We start from the raw sequence: 21,797 nt of genomic DNA, 5'->3' as shown, positions 1-21,797 counted from the left end.
CCGAGCCGGCGAGTGTAAAATGGTCAGCAATGCAACGACCAGAAACGCTACCCGCATCGGAAGTCATTAGACTGCTGCGTGACAAGGTCGCCCGGAATCCGGGCGACCTTGACGCGAGTCTGATGCTTGGTTCCGCCCTTTACCAGGCAGGCAACTACACCGAATCCATCTCCGCGTTCCAAGCCCTTCTCAATCGATACCCCGACCATCCCCAGGCACTACTACTTTTGGCCAGAACCCTGGGCCGGTGTGGCAGGAATCCTGAGGCACTCAAGGTCCTCACACACGCCTGGCAGGTGAATCCCGACCACACTCAGATATGGCAGGTGGCCGTGGCACTGGCCGCCGAGATTCGGGACTGGGCTGAGTTATTGCGGATAGCCGAGGCCTGGACTCAGCAGCAACCAGACTCCCTCGAGGCCTGGCAGGCACTGTCCCGCGCTCACTTTGAAGAGTCCCGATTCGATGCCGCCATCGCCGCGTATGCCGGCGTGCTTAAGCTGGCACCCGGCAACCCGGCAATTCTGGTCGGCGCAGCCCGCCTCGCAATCGCAGCACAGCAGTATGACCAGGCCCGCACGTATCTCGACGCGGCGCAAAAGCTGGCACCGGATCTGCCAGAGCTCCTTTATACGCTGGGGCGCCTGCACCACATGACTGGCGACCTCGTCCCCGCCGAAGACTGTTTTCGTCGTGCCATCAAAGCCCGACCGGATTTTGCGACCGCTTATGTTGAGCTGGGGACACTGCGTGAAGGCAGGATGGACGATGGGGAGATAGAGGCGGTCAGAAAATTGTTCGGTGACCGGTCCGTCCACCCCGAGTACCGGGTCATGCTCGGTTTTACCCTGGGGGATGCACTGGATCGCCGGAAAGACTATGCCCAGGCGTTCGCCGCCTGGGACAGAGCCAACGAAATAAACCGCGCGATCTCCGAACAGGAAGGTATCACCTATCAACCGGCCCGGACAGACAGCGAACCGGAACTCCTCGCTGCCCTCTTCAGCAATCTGGATTGTGAGCTTGAGCCGCTGAGTTCCAAACATCCGCGACCAATTTTCGTGGTCGGCATGCCCCGCTCCGGTACGACGCTGATCGAATCGATCCTGGCTTCTCATTCAGAGGTCTACGGTGCCGGAGAACTGCCTACTCTCTACGATATTTACGAAGAGATGATGGAGGTGGCTCGCGGGCAGGGCATCGCAGTCGCGCGTGAAATGGTACGCAGCAAGGCAGCCAGCTGGCGCCAGCGCTACCTCGAGGCACTGCCGGCTGCCGCCGTTGAGGCCTGCGTGGTGGACAAACAACCAATGAATTTCCGGTCCATCGGCCTGATCCGCCTGCTGTTTCCCGATTCGCCGGTTATCTTTACCGTGCGCTCACCCCTTGATGTCGGACTTTCCATCTACCGGCACAAGTTCTCCAAGAACTGGCCCTGCGCCCACAGACTGAGTGACATTGGCCATTACTATGGCATGCATACCAGGGTCTTTGAGCTATGGAAGAGTCGCTATCCGGATGCCTTTCTGACCGTTAATCATGCCGACATGGTGCAGGATACACAGGCCGAAATTGGCCGCGTGCTGGAGTTTGCCGGACTTTCCTTGCAAGCCGCGTGCTTCAGCCCCCATGAAACTAAGAGGCCTATTGCCACCTTCAGCTCGGTGCAGGTTCGCCAACCGGTGTCGGCCGCATTCAGCGGTCGGGCGAGGCATTATGATCTACAACTGGCCCCATTGCGCGAAGCTCTGCTGAAAGCCGGTGTTGATGTCGAAAGCGGCCTCACAGAGCGCAGCACCCTGGAAGGCGACTCACTTGAAGGTGTCGATGACGACGGAGCCACAAAAAAGGACGAGAGCACATGACAATCTCAAACCCTGACTTACAAGCTGTCTCACTACATCAAGCCGGATCCGGTAACGAAAATATCGCGACTCACTTTTCCATTGCGACTTTCCAACAACAACTCCTGACCCCAGCCCCTAACCCAGGGAATAAACTTATGTTGAAACTCAATCCGATAGTTGTTGCCACAGTATTTTCCGTAGCGCTGTCATTCACCACTTCTGCCGATGCTCAGACTCCCCTCACGGGCACCCGCCTGAACACAGCAGGGACCGCCAATCCGAGAACGACCATTCAATTTGAGGAACCTGACGAAGTTTCAAGCATTCGCCGTCTGCTTTCTCAAGACAAACCGGACGAGGCTCTTACACTGGCACTGCGGTTCAAAGAACGGGCGCAGCAGGCCGGGATGGATACCAGCAGCCGTTATTTCGCCTACAATTCATTGTGCGTTGTTTATACCTACATCCGGGAGCTGGCCAAGGCCGAGGTGGAATGTACAGAAGCCGTAGAGATGATACCGGGTCAATGGTCGGCCTGGAATAATCGGGGCACCGCCCGGTATCTGGCCGGCGACATGGTCGGCGCCCAACAGGATTACCTGCGCGCTCTCGAAGCGGCCGGCGACAGACAGGGGGTGGTTGATCTGTTGCGCCACAACCTGTCATTGCTCGATGTGCCGGCGCCCACCCTGCAGCCTTGAAAACATAAGCTGCTGTTAACATAATCATCACTCCAGAATTCTAGCCAGCCCTTAACGCACTATGAGCCAATTACTCCCACTGTTCAGCCATCCGGTACTGACCGTCGACGATTTCCCGGACAAGGAAGCCCTGGCTGATAAGTTTTTTGCCAGAAGCATGGCATTAATGGAGGAATACCCGGACGCCGGACTGATCAGCGATGCCTGGCACAGCGGCAAGCGCGCCGAAAGCAGGGAAGATATCAAGCAGCATGGGTTCACCTCGTTCTACAACGTAAACCTGGGCAGACGGAAGGATTTCGACTTTATCAACAAAGCAGCGATGGACGTGTTCGCCCACTATCTCCAGGTGGTTGGCAAGCCCGGTCTCGGCATGCGGCTCGATAATGCCTGGGCCTCAGTCTACGGCCGGGGACATTATGTCCCGGAGCACACCCACCCGCTTTCCCATCTGAGCATGGCATTTTATGCAGCCGCAACGGAGAACACTGGCCGTATCGTGTTTGACAACCCATCAAGGGGTCACTTCCAACACTTTTACCCCCCGGAAATAAGCTGGCTTAATTACCGCTACTCGATCCAGCCGACGAAAGGTCTTTTTGTGGTATTCCCGAGCTATCTGATGCACCACACCGAACCCCATGAAAGCGACGAGTATCGGGTTATCTATTCTGCCAATGTGCAACTGCAGTACAGTAAGCCGACCGATGCGGACAAGGTGGTTGCGAAGACTTAGGGACTGTGACCTTCTCAATCCGTAACTCGCTGCTGAGACCGAATATAGTTGCCTCTACGTGCAAATTGGAGGATTCTTTAAAAAACTGCCAAGTCAGGTCAGTTTGGCAACTGCAGACAAGGATCGACGATGAAAGTTACGGGAAAATACAGGCGAGTATTCGGTTCGATAAACGACCTTTCTGAGGTCAACTCTCAAGTAGAAAAAAAGCTACTTGAAGGATTTAGTCAAACGCATAAAGAAAAGCGCGTTCTTCAAACGGCCTAGTATTGAAACACTAAATGCAACATAAGTTGTATTGATAAGCATCCCGCATGTATCGAAATCAATAAGTTGGGGTGAAGTTCAATTCTTGTTATATCCATCGCCTCGATTCAAAAGGTTTGCGGTGTCTTGTCGTCTCTGCCGCCACATCGACAAGAGCGCAACTGTCACGCTAAAAACACAAATCGAAATATAATACGCCACGTTGCGTCTTCCAGGAAAACTACCTGTACCCGTGAGATTGGTGCCCCAATATTCAAGGCTTACACCAGCTATGGCGTAAGCCAGTGGTATGACAATCAACATGATTAGCGCACCAAATCGATTAACGAAACCGAACACTATCAGTGCCGCACCTGTAATAAGATTCGACGCACCGAATGCGATCATTAAAGTCAGCTGGTCGAGCCCGGTCGAACCGGCCAAATCAAGACCGGCCAGTATTGCACCTTTGTTTCCTACAAAGACAGTGTGCACGAGGCCGCGAACGATATCGAAGCTGCCAAGCAAAATTGCAACGATTGATACAAAACGGGGAATGGTATGCATGAGAATCCGATCCAATCTCTATTTCAGGCAGAGCTGCTGCCCAATGGCCTCCAACAGCCTTTTATGGCGTGATAGTGTCGGTAGTTTCAGCTGTAAGATTTAAAGCAAGTCGTTCTTGTGCGGCAAAAACGTGCGCTGGACCTCCAATACCAGGCCAAAGGGTGTTAGGTCTGCCTCGCATTATTGAATAGCTACTTGATTGGCTAAGGAACCTCTGATTAATTAGGGAATCGCTCTGGCTTTCAGGCGAGGTCACTGACGAGGCGCCTTGCCGCCGGCATGCGTCGGCCTGTCAAGGCGAGGCAACGAAGGCAGTGGGCTCGCCTGAAAGCCCCTTCGGGCGGGGCCTGTCGGGCGCCACTGCGGCGTTGTTGCGCTTGGCAAGGGCCGGGCCATTCCCTGCGCACGACGCCTTGCAATGACGCCCGACAGACTCCCGCAGAGCGTTTCCCTAATTAATCAGAGGTTCCCTAACTCTGCAGACACCTCAATACTGTATTCTCCCGCTGTTCTACCATCACTATCATTAAAGAAATGCCCAGTTGGCCCGCGAGTAAGAACCTGAAGGCATGGCTAAACACTCGGCTAGTGCTGGTAGGCCAGTGCGCGTTCTTCGGCTGAATCGGTGTGGCCGATGAAGTCGTGCAGGATCAAATACAGGCTGGGAACCAGAAACAGCGTGATCGCAGTGGAAAACAGCACGCCAAAAGCCAGGGATATAGCCATTGGGATAACAAACGCGGTAGCCGGAGTAGCAGTCGCCATCAGAGGCACGAGTCCTATAAACGTAGTAATAGAAGTCAAAATGATGGGGCGAAACCGCATCATGCCTGCCTTGGATAACGCTTCCACCATGCCGTATCCTTCATTACGAAGACGATTGATCGAATCCACCAACACCAGGCTGGCATTCACAACTACCCCACTCAGAGCAATAATACCTAGTAGTGAAAAGAACACGAGATCAGCGCCCATGATGAAGTGTCCGCAAATTGCACCAATAGCCCCGAAAGGAATCACACTCATGATGATGAGAGGCTGCAGATAAGACTTCAGCGGTATTGCCAACAAGGCAAAGATCACGATCATAGCGAGCGGGAATGTTGAGAACAGATTGGATAGAGATCGCACCTGTTGTTCGGCTTCACCACCAAGCACCAGTTCCACATCCAGCTCCCGCTCCCAACGCTGGGCGTACTTTGACATCACTTCAGATCGAATTTCTTCCGGCTTGACGATGGTGCGATCGATGTCACCCCGAACAGTTATAACTCGACGTCCATTTTGACGATTTATGGAGGAGTAACTATTTCCCAGTGTGTATTCGGCTACGCTGAGAAAAGGCACCTCGGCGCCACTTGGCGTGCGAATCAACAGATCTTCCAGGTTGCCAAGTGACTGGCGCTCCTGTTCGGGGTAGCGAACCATGACACGGATGTCGTCGGCGCCACGTTGAATACGCTGGGACTCGGCGCCATAGAAGGCCTGACGAACCTGAGTGGCGATATCATTTAGAGTAAGCCCCAGTGTCTTACCCTGCTCCAGGATCTGGACCTGCACTTCCTGTTTGCCAGCGCGGAACGAATCGCTGATATCGAAGACACCAGGGTACTGGGCCAGCTCACCTTTTAACTGATTTGCAGCTGTCTTTAGATTTTCTTCGTTGCGTCCTTCCAACCGATAGTTGATCGCTTCGCCTGCCGAAAAGGCATCGGAGACATAAGTTAATTCCAACGCATCGGGAATAGTTCCGACTTTTTCCCGCCAGCGATCTCGAATCTCTGCAGAACTGATCTGTCCGCGATCTTTAAATGGAGCCAGGTATAACACGACTTCTGCTACTTCGCTGCTGCCAGCTGATCGCCTGCCAGGAGGGTTGGGGCCTCCGCGAGGTGCCTGGCCACCAATGATGGTTAGAATTCTGTCAACTGCCCGCTCAGTAGAATCAGGTGCCATGCCTATAGCTTTCAATTGTTCCAGTTCGACATCAAGTTCTGCGGCGAGTTCTATGGCCTTTTCCTGCAAATTACTGACAGCATCTTCGGTAACTTCGCCAGGCACTCCCGCTGGCATTTGTAGTGACCCATACACCACATCTCCTTCTACCGAGGGCATGAACTGAAAAATCACCCTACCACTGAACACTAGAGCCAACGTAATGATCATCACACCTGTTGCAGTTGCCCAGGCAGCGTAGCGATATTTTAATACTTTTTTCAGCGCACGCTGGTATCCATGCTCGGCAAGTTTCTCCATGCTCTCCGCAATGCGGTTTTGAAAGCGCTGCCACCACTGCACTAACGCAGAGCTTTCAAGAAAATACCCTTCGGTTTTCCGATGCGCAATATGCCCCGGCAGAATCAGTTGTGATTCAACGAGACTAGCGATCAGGCAGAATACGACTACTGCCCCAATCGTGTTGAAAAACGCACCCATTTGTCCATCGAGTAACAGGATAGGAAGGAAAGCGGCAATTGTTGTGAGTACGCCAAATATAACTGGTACGGACACTTCACAGGTACCTTCTATTGCAGCCTGCTCCTTGTCGAAACCCTTGCGTTCGAAGGCGTGAATACGTTCACCTACGACGATAGCGTCATCTACGATGATCCCCAGCACCAGTATGAACCCCATTACAGTCAGGGAACTGATGGTCAGACCCACGCTGGGAAACAGGGCCAGTGCACCGAAAATAGCGATGGGAATGCCTGCTGCTACCCATACGGCCAATTTGAAGCGCAGGAAAAGCCCCAGTACGATCAATACGAGAATAAGTCCTGTGTAAGCGTTCTGAGCTACCGTCGAAATACGTTCCTGCGTGGCTGAGGCTGAATCTGTCACCACTCTCAAGGTCATCCCTTCTGGTAGATCCAGCTTCGCAGATTCCATCCACCGACGTATCTGCCGCGCAGAACGCACAATGTCCTCGTCGCCCACCCGCAACACATCAATAATGGCCGCATTGACGCCATTGAGACGCGCATCCAGGTAACCTTCTTCGAATCCGTCTTTTACCGTAGCAATATCGCCAAGGCGCAGTTGGGTGCCATCGGGGAATGAGCGTATAACGAGATTCTGGTACTCGGAGCCGTCATAAACCTGCCCCTTGGTGCGCACTAGAATTTCACCCGACTCGGATCGGATGGTGCCGCCAGGCATATCCAATGAGGCCCTGGAAATGGCCCGGGAAATCTCGTCTAGGGTCAATTCATACTGGCGCAAGGTGTACTCTGATACCTCGATAGAAATTTCCAGCGGTCGCAGATACTCGATATTGACGGTGGAGATACCCGGTAGGTCGAGGATGTTGTTGCGAACCTCTTCTGCAATGAGCTTGAGGCTAAGATCGTCTGTCTCGGAAGCCAAGGCAAGGGTCATAACGTTGCTAGTGGGGCTCAGTGCCCGCACGATGGGTCTTTCTGTCTCGACCGGGAAAGTAGTGATGGCATCCACCTTGCCCTTTACGTCATTCAATACGCGATTAAGATCCGCTCCACTAGTCAGCTCCAGGGTGGCATCACATCCACCCTCCCGCGCCGTGCTGATCAGGCGTTCGATATCTTCGGCTCCTTCCAGTGCCTCCTCGATACGAAGACAGATAGCAGACTCGGATTCTGCAGGCGTTGCACCCAGGTAGGCGACACTGACCTGTACGAATCCAAAGTCGATATCGGGGAACTCTTCCTGGTTGAGGTTTATATAGGCGATGAGGCCACTCGCTAGAAACAGCCACATCATCAGGTTGGTGGCCACGGGATTCTTTACGAACCAGGTTATTGGTGTGCGCATGTTTGGCTCTCCCGGATACCAACTGGCTTAGTTTGAGGCCTGAGCAGCAGCGGAATTCATTTCACGCAAAGGCTGCACTGTCATGCCATTGACCACTGCCTGGATCGGCGAGATACAGATCAGCTCACCTGGCAACAGGCCGCCACTGATTAGCACTCGGTCTTCTTCCAGGCGGAAGATCTCCACATCCCGGAAATACATTTTATTCTCCGCATCAATTACTAGCACCTGGTCGTTATTGCGAATCACGGAACGGGGCAGAGCGATTAACTCTTCTACCCGTTTGCCCTCAATCTCCGCTCGTACAAACAGACCAATGGGCAGAGGAATCTGATTGGTGTTCGGGGAATTGCTCACGGCCAGGGGACCCGGCTGCTTTACACGAATTATGGATTGCACCGTATTGCTGTTGGCATCGATGGCTGCCTCGGTTCTCACCATTCGGCCAGTCCAGTGATGTTCTTCGCCACCGTAGATACCGGTGAGTGTTACAGTTGGCGCCGCTGTTTCGCTGAACTCACCTCGTGAACCGAGGGGAATGTTCAGGTAACCGAGCTGTCTGATGGCCAGCGGCACCCTCACCTCAACTTCTTCAGCACCATACAAAACCGCAACCTGCTGGGCCCGGTTCACATACTGACCAAGTTCAACATCACGGCTTGCTACAATGGCATTGATGGATGGCCTGATCTGGGTGCGCTCGAAATCCAGTACAGCCTGATTAAAATTCGCTTCTGCATCTGCCAGACGTGCCTTGGTTACCTCTACCTGCCTTGTCGAATCCTGCAGCTGGGATTCACTTGCGAGGCGTTGATCTGCCAGTTCCTGGAATCTGGCCAGTTCCGCTGCGGCATGGCGGGCTTCCGCCTCTGCCTGCTGCATGGCGGCCCGACTCCGCGCCATGACCGTTTCGAAATCGCTGGATTCCAGGCGTATTACTACCTGGTTTACTTCCACATAACCGCCAGCTTCGAGAGCCGGGCTAATCCACTGTACCGGTCCGGCTACCGGTGCTGACAGGCTCACCGTCTGTGCCGCCTGCACCTTGCCCTGGGATTTCACTACCAGGTCCACCGTTTCCATTTGCACCTCGGCAACCCTGACCGTGACCGGAATGACTTCCGGCGCACTTTCTTCCAACAGAGTCGGAGTTCGAATCAGGAAGACGGCTACCAGGATACATCCCAGCATTATGCCGATTGGAATTAGAACTCGCTTCATGTAAGAACTCCTTAGTCTTCCTTCTCCTGCTGCTTGTGCGTTACTTTTGCTTATCCATTCACCAGGTCAGAGCAAACCTTTACCTGAACCTGGTCTTGGGCAAATAGCTAAATGACACAGCGAAAGCCGGCAAAGTAAGTCATTTAGCATTCCATTAAACCAATAATAGGGGGAATACTAGCCTTCGAGAGTTACCTCGTTATGTCGCAGGAGCAACCAATTGTTGCGAAATGTTGCCGAGAGCTGTCTTTCGCATTAAAGCGCCACAAAGCCGAAGTTGAGCGTGTCATATGAAGCAGATAAGCCCCATTCATGGACATGTCTTACCGCATCCTGATTGTTGATGACGATCTCGAGATCTTTGACCTGATTAATGGGGTACTAAATCGGATTGTATGGAAAAGCGCTGAAAGGGTTGAAGAGACTACCGTTCTAGCGGCATAAAGAAGGTGACTATCTAGCATAGATAACACCCATTGTGTTTATCCCGTCATTGCTGATGTTATTGGACGGTTTGTTCCGGAGCTTCCAGCCACTGGTTTAGATCCAGTATATCTTGCGGTGTCAATACGCCGGTAATCTGCTTAAGTGCCAGGGTATCGAGTACATAGTCATAGCGCGATACCGCATACTGTCGTAAAGCGCGATATAGATTCTCGCGGGCACGTAATAATTCAACTATATTCCGCTGCCCGATTTCCAGCCCCAGTTCAGTCTGATCCAGTGCACTCTGGGCAGAAACGATGGACTGCTGCCGCTGGGCGATGACCAGCACATCAGTGTTGACGCGACGATAGGCGTTGCGGATGTTCTGGGTCAACTGGCGCCTGGCTAGCTCCAAGCTTTCCTGAGCAGCTGTAACATTATACTCGGCAGCGCGACGTCTCGAACTGAGTGCGCCACCGGAATACAGCGGAATGTTCAGCGCCAGTCCGAGATTGGTCTGATCAAAAGCACCACCTGAGGCCTGAACACCGTCACGCACGATAGTTGGTGTGACGAAATGGCTGAAACTACCGGTTGCAGTAAGAGTGGGGTAGCGATCCGCTTTGCGGGCGCGCAAAGTATCCTGCGAAGCTTCCAGGTTATATTTTGCCGCGGCGACGGCCAGACTGTTTTCACCCGCCATAGCCTCCCACTCATCCAAGGAACCGTCCACCTGCAGGATGGGGAAATCTTCCCGCAAGACTTCAACCTCCAAATGGCGCTGGCCGGTTATCGCTTCCAGTGCTTCGTAGCTGGCTCGCAGAATGTCGCGCTGCAGGATCGTAGTGTTGCGTGCAAGATCGTAAGCCGCCTGACTGTCATTGACATCGATGATGGTGTCCAGGCCCACTTCCTCCCGCCGGCGCGTCTGCTCAAGAGATGTCAGAGCTGCCTCTTCCTCCTGGATGTTTGTTTCAAGCAGGTCGATGGCTCGCAGTACATCGAAGTAGGCAATGGCGACGCGGAAAATCAGGTTCTGTTCCTGGGCGGCAAAGTCCATAGCGGCTGCCCGATCCGTGGCTTTAGCACTCTGGTAGGTATACCACGCCGGCAGATTGAAAAGAGCCTGGGACAGGTTCACGAAGTAACCGTGGCTGTTCAGGCCAGGTTGGAAACTCATATCGTCCGCGATCCTGATTCTTCTTATTTCGCCAGTCTGAGGATCGGTTATCGTGGCATAAATGGAGTCAGACGGACCGGAAGTTTGGCGTGACGTTGTACCAGTTGTACTTAAACTTGGCATGAGGGCCGCCCGTCCCTGTACCAGCACTTCCCGGTTGGCCCGGTATAAGGCCCGGGCTTGTCGTAAGGTCGGGTCGTTGTCCAGCGCCAGATTCAGTATTTCGGCCAGGTCGTCCGCGGGGGCAGCCTGCGGAATTGACGCGCAAGCTAGCATAATGCCGAGTGTTCGTAGGAGCGATCCCATGGAGTCACCTTTTACCTAGGATGGGCAAGCATCGAGGGGTGTAAATTGAGCGGTTTCAGTTAGCCAGGGAATCAAGTCTGTTGGTATTGCTCATGCCCGCACGTAGTGCAGCCATTTCTTCACTACTAAGCACTTCATCATTATTTTTGTCACCAGCCTCGAACATGGGCTCGGGTCCTTCTAGTAGTTCAGAGCGCGAAATGCGCTGATCTGCATCGACATCGTAGCGGGCTTTCATACGGTTAAATGCTTCATCGAATCGCCGTCCAAACCCAAAACCGGGACGGTCCTGCTTATCAACAAATCCATCGCCATTGCGATCTAGACGCGCAAACGCATTTGTCCGCATCTCAATCACTTCAGACCAGGTGATCTCACCGTCTCCGTTTGAATCGGCACTCAATATGGAAGACCGACTGCCCTGGCTTTGTGCCTTGGATTCCAACGGTGTGGCCAGTAATATAAAACCAGCAGCCATGAAGTAACTAACACGGGCACAGCGGGAATAGAATTTCATATTGCACTCCATCAATCTGAGAATTGGCTAAATATTAGCCTCTGTGTCTTGTCGCATTTTGCCGGACAACTGACCAAATGTTGCGAAATGTTGCCAAGGGCTGACTTTGACACTAAAGCGCCACAAACCGGAAGTTGAGCGTGTCTTCTGAAGCAGATAAGCTCTATTCATGGACATGTCTTATCGCATCCTGATTGTTGATGATGATCTCGAGATCCTTAATTTGATCAAGGAGGTGCTGGAGCGTAACGGGATGGAAACACAAATAGCCTACTCTGCAGCCACAGCCGATATCGAATTGGAGCGCTTTGATCCAGACCTGATAGTGCTCGACTTGATGATGGAGGGCGAAGACGGCTTGTCTTTCTGCCAGCGCCTGAGAAGAAAGTGCAACGTACCGATCATTATGGTGACAGCGCTTGCCGAAGATGTAGATCGTATTGTAGGCCTTGAAGTGGGTGCTGATGATTACCTTGCTAAACCCTTTAATCCCCGGGAATTGGTCGCACGCATAAAATCTGTGATGCGCCGGGCACAAGACAAGACCGGCTCTCCCGCATCCAGCACAGGTCGCGCCTTCGCTTTTGGACACTTCACTTTATTCCCCGAACGCAGGTCGATCCAACGAGACACGGGTGAGTCGATTGACTTAACGTCTGGAGAGTTCGCTCTATTGCTTGCGTTAGTAGAGCGGGCCCCGCGGGTTTTATCGCGAGATCAGCTTATTGATCTGTCGCGTGGTGTAGCCACTAATCCATTCGACCGCAGCATTGACTCTCAGATCAGCCGCCTGCGCGGCAAAATCGAAAAAGACCCCCGTCGTCCTGAATATATAAAGACGGTACGCAATCTCGGCTACGCATTCGCGGCCGAGGTAAAAACGGTGAATATTTGATGGTCCGCTTGAGCGACGTTTTTTCGTCGATCATAGTGCGGGTGATGGGCCTCACAGTGGGCGGTATTATCCTCCTGTTCCTGTTGCTCATCGCGCTCATGCAAACTCCTTTTACTAACCTGGTGTTCCCTTCAGTGGTAGAAGAGAATGCAGTGAGCATTGCAGAGCTTGTCTGGCTCTTGGAAAATGTACCCGAAGAAATGGAGCCGTTCATTCTGTCGGCGTACTCTGGGAGTGAGCGGTTGGCATCAGTCAGTGATTCCTTTGAGAACGGTCTCCAGTTACGGGCAGAGTTACGTGCTGAACTCGATAGTGCCGACAGCGATGTAACAGGGCGACTTAGAAACCGAGAAATTCGTTTTCGCAACCTGGGCGCGTTAGAACTTCGCAGGGATGCTGATTTCGGCAGCAATGAAGCGTTAGACGCGGCCTCTGCGATTCATATTGCTATCGAGCTGGAGGATGGACGCGTTCTCAATCTGAAGCTCGCTCCATCGGCTTCATTGCCTGGTCAACCAAGAGGCATCTTAGTGGCCATTACTTTACTTGTGGTATTTGCCCTAATCTTCAGTTACTCGCTTTCTTCGGTCATGTTACGACCAGTACAGGATTTGGAACGAGATGCCGAAAGAATCGGCCTGGCAGAAGTCGGCACAGTTGTATCGGAGTCAGGGCCGGTAGAATTGAGACGCATTGCAAGTGCGCTGAATCGAATGCGGTCCAGACTAGCAAACCTGATACGGGAGCGCGAACAGATTATGGTCGCAATTGCCCATGACATCCGAACTGGGTTAACCAGGGTTCGGCTACGCATGAGTGAGGGGCACACTATTACAGAAAAGGAAATCGAATCTGATCTAAATCAGATGGAGTCACTCGTCACCGACATGCTTGCTTATGCCCGCGCCGAAAGTCCAAAAGGCCCTCGGGAGTTGATCGAACTGAATACTTTTCTTGCGAAGATTGCAGAAACGGCCCCCTTCGAGGTTGCCTACTCAAATACCAGATCCACCGACCGTTTCGAGATCGCTGGCGACCCGATTGCCCTACGACGACTTTTCGAAAATTTGTTAGATAACGCAAGGTCTTACGGTAATGGTCAAATTTCATTATGTACGATCTTTGACGGCAAGAACTTTGTAGTCCGGGTGGAGGACAATGGTCCAGGATTGCCAGAGGATCAACTTGAAGATGTGTTTGAACCGTTTTACCGCCAGGATTCCTCACGGAGCAGGCAGACTGGCGGTAGCGGCCTTGGACTTGGTATTGCCCGCGCCATCGCCCGAGCCCATGGTGCATCTTTGGAGCTGGAGAATCGACCTGCTGGAGGACTATCTGCAATCGTTAGCTTTCCAGAGGCTATTCGAACTTGAGGTGAGTAGTTTACCGATTGAATTCGAAATTGTTGTAGACAAGGAAGGCGATCCGACAGAGTCAGTTTTCAGTGAAAACGAGTAAGGAAAACGGAGTTTTTACCTGTTTTGAGTTCAACTCTCACTCCTTTTTACCCCCAAAATGTTGTAAAAAACCACGAGCTTTGATGGCAAAATAGGCCATTTTTGGAAGAGTTGAACGCAACACTGAACTGAACGTTTAAGCTATTGATTTATATAGATAATTTCGGAGATATCGGGTTGCAACATTTCATAGCAACACACGTGGCAACATTTACGAAACTTGAACTCATCTTTATTTATTAATATCAGATAGTTAGAAGCCTAATTCAACTCCCCACGCCAGCACGCTACGGTGCTCGGTCAAAGCGCCCCTAGTGCAGAGCCCTGCGCAGAAAATTGGCCGGTAAGGCCAGGGCGGCATAACAGACCACCGCTATCAGCAGGCTGGCGCTGATGCCGGCCCACATGGAAATGGCGACGGCCAGTACCGAAGCCAGTACGCCGGTAGCCCCGTTGATACCCCACATCCATGGCAGGCAGGAGTCGGCGTATTCCCGGAACAGGCGCAGACCCAGCGGGAAACACATTCCCATGGGGAAGGCGACGATGGACACGATAAGCACCACGATCAGACAGCGGACCAACAGTGACTGATCAATACTGTTATCAATCACCCATCCTGAAACCAGGTAAATAATAAACAGCAGTGAGGCGATCACCGCAGGCAGCCACACCGTCCAGCGGCTGGCGCGATTGACCGCGAGGCGATCGGACACGAAACTGCCTGCTCCGGCAGAGAGAATCATGGAAAACAGCAATACACTGACCGCATAGACCGGGTGCCCCAGATACACTGAATAGCGCTGAATGAGCGGAATCTGCACCATCATGAATCCCGTACCGATCAGTGCAAAATACAGCAGGCCACTGGAGAACACCCCGACCGGCAAAGCCGGTTTACCCATGGTGAGCAACGGAATCAGGATGACCAGTACGACACCGAACAGACTGAGACCACACAGCACCAGCAGTGTATAAGTTGCCAGCAGGTTGCCTCCGGCTACGATACCCAACTCCTCCAGATCTGCACCGTCGCTGAACAGGGCACCAGGCTTGAGTATATTGAAAAAGTACGGCCGGCTGTCGGTGGGCGGGGTAAAATCCAGCCACTCATGCCGTGTCGCCTGCTCCAGTTCCGGCAGGGATTTACTGGCCAGGACGCCACGAATAAGCGCATTGTCACTGGCGTGGCGGGGTGACTGGATGATTGAGAATTTATAGCGGTCGGCCACCTGCTCGAGCTTATCCAGGTCCGCCTCGGACAGAGGTCGTGGAGAAACCAGCAGCGTGGCGACCCGGTCCCGCGCCACCAGGGCCATATAATCGGCAGGATTCGTAACCCCTCGTTCCAGTAATGCGCCCGTTGCCAGGGATAATAGCCGATTGGTTTCCGAAAGGGCTTCGGCGGAATACCAGCGGGACACACTGAACAGACCATCAGGCTTCAGTCGATCGAGGAAGATCTGCCAGCCTTCAACAGTGTAAAGCCCGTTCTCAGACAGAGTAAACGCGCCAGCTCCGGTGGCAGCCCAGGTGTCTATCAGCGACATCTGGATCAGGTCGTACTGCTGATCGCCGCGAGTCAGAAAGGAGCGTGCCTCGTCGTGAACGAAAACCACCTCCGGCTGGGTCGCCAGATTGACGAAGTCGCGCATTTCGTTCTCCAGCAGGTCCAGTATCGCCGCGTTGATTTCGATGCCGGTGATGCTGGTGCTGTCCGCCCACAGAGCCGTAAGGATATCGCGACCGCCCCCGACGCCGATTACTGCCACTTCGCCGCCGGGACGCAGATGATAGGGTAGCGCGGTGACATCGAACTGGGGCCATTCCAGCTCATCGCGGTTGCCGTCCCAGCCGGTGACGGCCGTGCCGGCTTCCCCGTCGATGACCAGGGGGTGTAACAGCATGCCAGGGGTTGAAGGTGCACCCTCGCCCGGCCCCCAGAAGAACGGCCCGCCTTCGTTGCGGACCGGGTGGAGCAGGATCTGACCGTGGATAGTCCAGTATTCCCGCATGGTTTCGTCATAGGTGATAGTAGTGCCTTTGGGATGAAATACCCGTAAGCCGTTTATGCTCTGATGATTGACCAGCCCGGCTATTGTCGCTATCAGCGCCACCGCGAGCCAGGCAAGCGGCAGTGGCTTGCTGCTGAGACTGGCGAAGCAGGTGACACCAACCAGCGCCACCGCAGCGACAATAAACGTGGCACTGGATATATCCAGTGCACTCAGCAATGCCAGACAGGCAATGCTGCCAAGCGCCGCACCCGCCAGGTCCACGGCATAAATGAAGCCGCTGTTACCTGGCACCTGGGTCAGGGCAACGGTGACAACTACACCGCTGAGAAAAAAGGGAACGGCGATAGCCAGGGTGATCATGGCCATCCGCATCACCAGCGCGGCAGTCCATCCCTCCCGGATATCCAGCACGGTGTTGACGATAACGATATGGCAAAGCACGGTGCCGGCGGCAAACAGCAGACTGTAGACAAACAGATTATGAAAGGCTCTTGCCCGGGTAAATTTTCCCGGCCGCAGATAAACCCACAGCGCACCAGCCGCCATGCCAAACATGGCCATGGACACGGCAAAAAAAGACAGGTGGTACCAGGTAACAACCGACAACAGCCGGGTGTTGAGAATTTCCAGCAACAGGGTCGATGAGGTGATAAAGAAAAGTCCAACCAGGAAAAGACGGTTGGTGGGCTGGCTGGTGTCTGCTGTTGAAGTCACGGATTTTTTGCTCGCGCTGCCCGAAGGGCGATTTCAGATTTGGCGACCTCTGAGAATGACACAGAAGCTCGACGATTTCAGGAAACCCCAGTCAGATGAGAGGTTTCGTTCTCTGGCTGATTACACTTTCTTATGCCCCCTGCTCATGGTTGCCAGCAGCGCGCCAAAGTAGACGGCCATCAGAGCGAACTGTATGAGCAGCGTTATCCGGTCACCCGGCACCATGGACGACGCATAGAAGTGGCCCAGGTTGGCTGCCTCCCCGTATGCGGAGAATAGCAGTGCCGGGGCAGCACCAGGATCGAACAATTGCCCGCCCTCATCACCAGGGATCGGCAGAAACACCCGGAAAGTGAGCGTCTGGACCAGGACAAGCGGCCCAAAGAATAACACTTTTCGCAGCCGATCAGTATCGCGCCAGGGCAGGCATTCCAGCACCTTGCCGAATACCACCAGCACCGCCGGGTAGGCCCACAGCACCAGCCGGTCGGTATGAAACCCCGCTACCAGGGCCAGCAGCGACAGGCCCAGCAGGTAAAGCAGAATATCCTGGTTGGCACCCAGAAATCCCAACAGCCGGTGATTTAGCCGCAACAGGATAATCACCGGTATCAGCCCAAAGGCAGTCAGCCAGGCCAGGGGGTAAATAGTGGGCTGCTGCACAAGCTGGGTGATTACCCGCTGGGCCTGCACCAGATACTGGTAGCTGCCGGTGGATTCCACGGCAGCATTGGCCAGCCATATACCGGCCAGGGTGGCGGCGACGGGAACCAGCGCCAGCCCCAGTGCAGAAAAGGATTTCAGCCGTAGCCACGGCGCACTGACGGACAGGCTGGCACACTGGCAGAAGCTGGTTACCAGCACCGCGCACAGCACCAGTTCCCGAAACAGTGCGCCGACAAATCCTGCCGTGGCAAACACCAGGGCCGTGCGCAGATTCAGCGTCGCGATACGACGATTCAACAACAGTAACAGGGTAATGAAGAACAATGCCGGCGGATCTGTATAGGCCGGCAGATAAAACACAAACCGCAATGGTGAATTGGGATTCACCACGGTCAGCAGCAGCAGCGACCAGACCAGCCATTCACTGCGCAGAAACTCCCGCAGAAAAAGCCCCAGCAGTAGCAGCCCACCCAGTGCAAAAGCAATATTAAGCACGGTGAATCCCAGCATCAGGTCGGCTGGAAACAGCTTACCAACCAGCCAGGGCAGCGCCACCCTGGAGGCAAACGGCCGTAGCTCCTCAATCCGCTCCCCGGCAGCGACCTGTTCAGCCATGTGGTAGTAGGACTGGGAATCGTAAGGATGGCCATCGCCGGACACGATGGGGGGCTGAGTGAACCCGTAGAGCAGGATGACCGCTGGCAGTGTGAGCAGCAGAAGCAGCTTCCCGCTCACTTCCAGTACGGACCGGTTTCGGTCGAGCATAAAAATACCTGGGCAAAAACCCGCAAAGGCCGAATTCTGGCGGAGAAAGCCAGCCAGCGCAACAGGCGGTATCTGTGGGCCCGATGCGCAGAACTGTGATCCAGCGCCTCAAGCGAACAGTTCTGATAATCGTAGCGTGCGTTGCAATAACAATACGTTTCGTCAACGGAAAGGCATACGCGGCTAGCAAAGAACTCATAACTTACCTCGATACCAGTCCACCGGTGTTCGTTGCGGTATTCTGGACCTCCCTCGCAATGCTGGGCGCAATCTGTTGTCTGGCACTCGCCATGCCACGGGTACGCGTCAGGCATCTGCACCAGGAATGCAGGCGCAAGCGCATTGCAAGCCAGTGGTTGCCTCTCTTCAATGCGGAACAGGCTGATCGCCCCTGTGAAATACGCAGGGACGGGACTTCTTCTCTGCCGTAACTGCTGAAGTTGTGGGTGGATTACCGCAAACTGGTTCGAGGTCCCGGTGGCGACAGGCTCGACGAACTGACCGTGGAAATTCCAGGCGCCATGGAGGGGCTTGCGCTGCGCGTCCCTGATTCCTGGCAAGCGGTGGAGCTTCCTGATAACGTCCGCATGATAGGCGATGTACTGATCTTCGACACCCTGTCGGGCAAACAGGAACTCACGCTGCATGTAAAAACGCTTGAGTTTGATCAGGGAAGTGACTAACCTGACAGATCGCAATCTGCAGGACCACGGGCCTGGATGAGCCTGAATTACGGGCACATTCAAAGCACCTGTGAATGTGGTTGTGAGGTTGTGTAGTTGTGTAGTTGTGTAGTTGTGTAGTTGGACATTCGCGGATTTTGGATACCCGTAGTTTTCAGATGCGCACGGGTTGCATCTATCCAGAAAGGCACGGCCGCGCTATTGAGAAAATGCAGAAACGCCACCAGGTACCTTTGCAGACAATGCCAAACCTGAAAGCACTTCATCGCCTTAGCCTTTTCCTGATTCTGTCGTTGCTGGTCAACAGCAGCCAGGCACTTGAGATCGCCGTGCATAATATGCATGGCCATAATGAAAGCTCTATGCTGGCAGGGGCACATGACGATCCGGGCAGATTCGAAGGCAGATTTAAAGATCACCACAACTCTGACCACAATGCAGACAATGACCTTCCCCACCCTGGCGACGAAGCGTCACGCCCCGATGAATCTCGGCTCCGGGCGACTGATCTTTCCCCTGCCAGATCAGCTGGTGGTCTGACTGTTGATTCAACTGATTACTCCCTCGAGAGTACTGATGATTGCCTTTGTGCTGAATTGTGCTGCATAAGTCTGGCCGGGTTCAGCTTCGCAGCGACCGGCCATTCCCATTACCCAGGCATCTCGTTCGAAAAACGCCTGCCCGACCACTATCAATCAATCTCTCTGGACCCGCTGCGACCACCGCCAAATCACTGATCCTCTTTACGCTGTATTTCTTCAAGTCAGCCGATTACGGAGAGGCAATGTGTTCAAACATCTGTTAAACCTTTTCCTATTAGTTCCTGTCGTCGCCCTCGGCGCTACGACAAGCTATGAGTTCGATATTGATACTGTTCAACTCAATGTAACAGGGTCCCCGGTGGAGGCCCTTGCCATTGACGGGCAGATACCCGCGCCAACGATAAGCGCTGCTGTGGGTGATACCCTGCGGGTCACCTTTCATAACCACCTTGGCGTCACCACCTCGGTGCACTGGCACGGCATTCTGCTGCCAGCCGACCAGGACGGCGTTCCCTACCTGAATACGCAACCCATTGCACCTGGAGAATCCCACACATTTGAGTTCCCCATCCTGCATGACGGAACCTTCTGGTATCACTCGCACACCGACCTGCAGATCCAACACGGGCTGTATGGCGCCGTGGTGCTCAAGGATGGAGCCTCACTGCTGCCTGAAGATCAGGTGGAAGACCAGGTCGTGGTATTTTCCGACTGGACCGACGAAGACGCGGAAACGGTGCTGGCGAACCTGAAAAAGTCGGACGACTTCTACGCCTGGAAGAAGGGTAAGGTGCAGTCCTGGGACAAAGTATTTGCCAACGGTGGATACGCCGTGCGCAATCGAATCGACAATGCCCTGACACGTATGGGGCCAATGGATCTTACCGACGTGGGTTATGACGCTTACCTGGTCAACGGTAAACGGGAAAGTGTGTTGCCGTTGCAGGACCAGACTGCCGGGCAGGTCAAATTGAGGCTGGTCAATGGTTCCACTTCCAGTTATTTCGATCTTGAGTACGCCGGGGGGCCAATGACCGTTGTCGCTGCCGACGGTCAGGATGTCCAGCCGTTGCGGGTGCAGAGACTGCGCATCGCCACCGCTGAGACTTATGATGTGCTGGTCTCAGTGACACCGGAACGGGCTTACGAACTGCGCGCCACTTCGTTCGATGGAACCGGACACAGCAGTCTCTTCGTAGGCACAGGCGAACGGGTGGCCGCGCCGGATAGGATTCCGCCCAATCTGTACCTGATGGATCATACGGATATGTCTGCAATGGACATGGACATGGGTATGTCGATGGATAGGCCTGCGGACAGGGACAGGGCTTCCGGTGAAGCCATGAACACGGACAGCGCCGCGTCGGCAATGAAACCCCATGACAGTCACGACGAACCTGGCGTAAATGTCGAACCGTTGCCGATGGCGATGCCGGCAGATACGAGCACCGTCGCTGAAAACAGCTCCGCTCAAGCAGACCATCACAGCCACGCCGATCACCTGGCAGAGGCCCGGCCCATGCCCAAATCCGGCAGGATGGCAATGGCGATGCCGGGCGAGGTGATCGAACACATGACCGACTACCGCTACCTGGCGGCCAGGCACGATACGTCGCTGCCCGATGACCAACCCTGGCATGACATCGAATTGACCCTGACCGGCAATATGGAACGTTATGTCTGGAGTTTCGACGGGCAGACTGTGCGGGAAAACCCGCAAGTCATGATCCGCGCCGGTGAAAACGTACGATTCCACCTGACCAACGACACCATGATGCACCACCCGCTGCATCTGCACGGGCATTTTTTCCGGATAGTCAACGAACAGGGTGAACGCAGCCCGCTGAAACACACGGTGAATGTGCCGCCCATGGGCCACGTAGTCATTGAATTTAATGCCAGCGAGAAAGCAGACTGGTTGTTCCACTGCCACAACCAGTACCACATGAAAACCGGCATGAACCGGGTGATCAGCTACGAACAGAGCAGCACTTTTGACCCCCAGATGGCCGACCTGATTGTGCCATCGATCCGCTGGTTTCGGATCAATGAATTCCACCTGCTGACTTCTTTCGCAGATTATGAGTTCCGCGTATCCGATGAACGGCACTCGTTTGACCTGGAGCTGGATACCGATCTCGACGATACCCTTGAGCTGCATCTGTTCTACAACTACCATTTCAATCGATTTGTGTCTGCCTTTGGCGGCCTGGAAAGACGCGAGCACCATCACGGCAAGAGCCATGATCTGCCGGTTGCCGGACTCAACATTCTACTGCCCTTCATGATAGACAGTGAATGGCGAGTGGATGACCACGGCAGGTTTCGCCTGGAGCTGGAGTCACAAATGCACTTCACCCGCCGCTTCGGTTTCGACTGGCGCTGGAATTCCGATGACGAACACCGCTATGGTTTCAGCTACCGGCTCAGTAACCGTTTCTCTGTCACTGTCCACACCGATACCGAGTACGGTGATGGTATCGGTGTACAGTTTTTTTATTAGCCCAATAGGTTAGACTGC

At 54.0% G+C, this 21,797-nt stretch carries 15 protein-coding genes; 8 read left to right on the top strand and 7 right to left on the bottom strand.

Going from position 1 to position 21,797, the window contains the following annotated elements:
- Positions 1-29: 29 nt before the first annotated feature.
- The 3 genes from R3F50_07810 to R3F50_07800 all read left to right on the top strand — a co-directional run bounded on the left by R3F50_07810 (position 30) and on the right by R3F50_07800 (position 3,284).
- Entirely contained in the window at positions 30-1,865 is a 1,836-nt protein-coding gene (locus R3F50_07810; GenBank protein ID MEZ5490211.1) for a sulfotransferase, read from the top strand.
- Between the two features lie 137 nt (positions 1,866-2,002).
- Positions 2,003-2,548, top strand: coding sequence for a hypothetical protein (locus R3F50_07805; protein MEZ5490210.1), 546 nt, complete (start codon positions 2,003-2,005; stop codon positions 2,546-2,548).
- Positions 2,549-2,609: 61 nt separating this feature from the next.
- Positions 2,610-3,284, top strand: a complete 675-nt coding sequence (locus tag R3F50_07800; protein MEZ5490209.1) for a putative 2OG-Fe(II) oxygenase — start codon at positions 2,610-2,612, stop codon at positions 3,282-3,284.
- A gap of 345 nt (positions 3,285-3,629) precedes the next feature.
- Here R3F50_07800 and R3F50_07795 read toward each other — a convergent pair whose 3' ends face one another.
- From R3F50_07795 to R3F50_07775, 5 genes are all read right to left on the bottom strand, one after another.
- Positions 3,630-4,097, bottom strand: coding sequence for a hypothetical protein (locus R3F50_07795; GenBank protein MEZ5490208.1), 468 nt, complete (start codon positions 4,095-4,097; stop codon positions 3,630-3,632).
- Positions 4,098-4,682: 585 nt separating this feature from the next.
- Complete coding sequence (locus R3F50_07790; GenBank protein MEZ5490207.1) at positions 4,683-7,886, bottom strand: efflux RND transporter permease subunit; 3,204 nt, start codon at positions 7,884-7,886, stop codon at positions 4,683-4,685.
- Positions 7,887-7,913: 27 nt separating this feature from the next.
- Positions 7,914-9,107 (bottom strand): efflux RND transporter periplasmic adaptor subunit, encoded by a 1,194-nt coding sequence (locus R3F50_07785; GenBank protein ID MEZ5490206.1) that lies wholly within the window; start codon positions 9,105-9,107, stop codon positions 7,914-7,916.
- 502 nt (positions 9,108-9,609) lie between these two features.
- Positions 9,610-11,019, bottom strand: coding sequence for a TolC family outer membrane protein (locus R3F50_07780; protein ID MEZ5490205.1), 1,410 nt, complete (start codon positions 11,017-11,019; stop codon positions 9,610-9,612).
- A gap of 55 nt (positions 11,020-11,074) precedes the next feature.
- Positions 11,075-11,536, bottom strand: coding sequence for a hypothetical protein (locus tag R3F50_07775; protein ID MEZ5490204.1), 462 nt, complete (start codon positions 11,534-11,536; stop codon positions 11,075-11,077).
- A 169-nt stretch (positions 11,537-11,705) separates the two neighbouring features.
- On the opposite strand from R3F50_07775, the gene R3F50_07770 reads away from it, so the two are divergent.
- Entirely contained in the window at positions 11,706-12,431 is a 726-nt protein-coding gene (locus R3F50_07770; protein MEZ5490203.1) for a response regulator, read from the top strand.
- The gene (locus R3F50_07765; protein MEZ5490202.1) at positions 12,431-13,804 is read left to right on the top strand and encodes an ATP-binding protein; all 1,374 of its coding nucleotides are present in this window, start codon (positions 12,431-12,433) and stop codon (positions 13,802-13,804) included. The genes R3F50_07770 and R3F50_07765 overlap by 1 nt, the downstream gene beginning before the upstream one ends.
- A 395-nt stretch (positions 13,805-14,199) precedes the next feature.
- On the opposite strand, the gene R3F50_07760 is transcribed toward R3F50_07765, so the two are convergent.
- Positions 14,200-16,620, bottom strand: a complete 2,421-nt coding sequence (locus R3F50_07760) for a hypothetical protein (protein ID MEZ5490201.1) — start codon at positions 16,618-16,620, stop codon at positions 14,200-14,202.
- A gap of 120 nt (positions 16,621-16,740) precedes the next feature.
- The gene (locus R3F50_07755) at positions 16,741-18,051 is read right to left on the bottom strand and encodes a hypothetical protein (GenBank protein ID MEZ5490200.1); all 1,311 of its coding nucleotides are present in this window, start codon (positions 18,049-18,051) and stop codon (positions 16,741-16,743) included.
- Between the two features lie 446 nt (positions 18,052-18,497).
- On the opposite strand from R3F50_07755, the gene R3F50_07750 reads away from it, so the two are divergent.
- The 3 genes from R3F50_07750 to R3F50_07740 all read left to right on the top strand — a co-directional run bounded on the left by R3F50_07750 (position 18,498) and on the right by R3F50_07740 (position 21,779).
- Positions 18,498-18,734 carry a hypothetical protein gene (locus R3F50_07750; protein MEZ5490199.1) on the top strand — a complete coding sequence of 79 codons (237 nt, stop codon included), beginning with the start codon at positions 18,498-18,500 and terminating at the stop codon, positions 18,732-18,734.
- A gap of 242 nt (positions 18,735-18,976) precedes the next feature.
- Positions 18,977-19,471, top strand: a complete 495-nt coding sequence (locus R3F50_07745; protein MEZ5490198.1) for a hypothetical protein — start codon at positions 18,977-18,979, stop codon at positions 19,469-19,471.
- A 49-nt stretch (positions 19,472-19,520) separates the two neighbouring features.
- A complete protein-coding gene (locus R3F50_07740) occupies positions 19,521-21,779 on the top strand; it encodes a multicopper oxidase domain-containing protein (protein ID MEZ5490197.1) in 2,259 nt (752 codons plus the stop codon).
- The last annotated feature ends 18 nt before the right edge of the window (positions 21,780-21,797 follow it).

The organism is Gammaproteobacteria bacterium, from assembly GCA_041395725.1.
Classification (GTDB): domain Bacteria; phylum Pseudomonadota; class Gammaproteobacteria; order Pseudomonadales; family Pseudohongiellaceae; genus NORP240.
The sequence above is the reverse complement of the archived record's forward strand: the minus strand, read 5'-3'. Positions and strand labels throughout refer to the sequence as shown.